1 protein-coding gene is annotated in these 1,336 nt (G+C 63.2%); it reads right to left on the reverse strand.

Going from position 1 to position 1,336, the window contains the following annotated elements; genetic code table 11:
* Nucleotides 1-1,220, reverse strand: a 1,220-nt coding sequence (gene ltrA / locus XH88_RS25670; RefSeq protein WP_271671036.1) for a group II intron reverse transcriptase/maturase, incomplete at its 3' end; no start/stop codon positions are given.
* Between the last annotated feature and the right edge of the window lie 116 nt (nucleotides 1,221-1,336).

The raw sequence follows: 1,336 nt of genomic DNA on the forward strand, positions 1-1,336 counted from the left end.
CGCAGTTCGCGATAACGAGTCCGTCCACGCTTCCATTGCTTCCAGGCGATGGCGCGCAACCGTCGCCTGATCCACTCATCAAGCCCACGCAACACCGACGGGGTTTGGCAGAAGCCGAAGTAGCCGCGCCAGCCGACAAGGTAAGTGGACAGCTCCTTGGCGATCTGCACGAGGCTTTGCCCGGCCGTGCGCCGCGTCAGTTCCCGGACTCTTGCCTTGAAGCGGGCGATGGCCTGCGACGCGATGCGCCGCCGCGATTCTCTCCCGCTGGTGAAGCTGAAGCCCAGGAACTTGCGGACACTCGGTTTGGCAACCGCACTCTTGGCCTTGTTGACCTTCAGCTTGAGACGCTTTGCAAGGAACTTCTCGACGCCGGCCATGACTCGCTCACCCGCTTTCTGACTATGCACATAGATGTTGCAGTCGTCGGCGTAGCGCACGAAGCGATGTCCGCGCTTCTCCAATTCCTTGTCCAGCACATCCAGCATCAGGTTCGACAACAGCGGCGAGAGCGGGCCACCCTGCGGCGTCCCCTCCTCCGTCGGGCTGACCAGTCCTCCCTCCATCACACCCGCGGTCAGAAAGCCGCGGATCAGCTTTAGGAGGCGCTTGTCAGCAACTCTCTTGGCCACGAGCCCCATCAGGATGTCGTGGTTGACCCGGTCGAAGAACTTCTCCAAGTCGATATCCACGACAAAGCCGTGGCCGGACGCGATGTACGCCTGCGCCTGTGCCACAGCCTGATGCGCCGAGCGGCCTGGCCTAAAGCCGAAGCTCGTCTCGGAGAACGTTCCGTCCCAATCCGCCTGCAGCACCTGCTGCACCGCCTGCTGGATGAAGCGATCGAGCACCGTCGGAATGCCGAGCGGCCGAGTGCCGCCCGATGCCTTCGGTATCTCGACGCGCCGTACCGGCCGCGGCTTGTAGGTGCCTTCCAGCAGTTGGTCCCGGATTGTCGGCCAGTGCTCCTTCAGATAGATCGGCAGATCGTCGACGCTCATGCCGTCGACCCCTGCCGCACCTTTGTTGCGCTTCACTCGCGCCAGCGCTTCCTTCAGGTTCTCACGCTCGACCACTGCTTCCATCGACGGCTCTACAACCGCCGGGCGTTCGAGACTGGCTTTCGCCGTGCGTGCTTCGGCCTCTTGGGCGGCGGCCTTCGGGGCTTCACTCCTCGCTCCGGTGCCCAAGTTCAGTTCGATCTGATTCTTCTGCCGCATGGCTCGCACGAGATTACCGCTCTACTAGCCTCTTCCACCGTTCGGGCCTTCGGCGGCGCGCTGCCGCCTACTATGCCCTCGGCTGACTTCTGCGCTGCGGTCAGGTCGCCTTGCGA

The sequence above is a fragment of the Bradyrhizobium sp. CCBAU 51627 genome, from assembly GCF_028128765.1.
GTDB lineage: Bacteria > Pseudomonadota > Alphaproteobacteria > Rhizobiales > Xanthobacteraceae > Bradyrhizobium.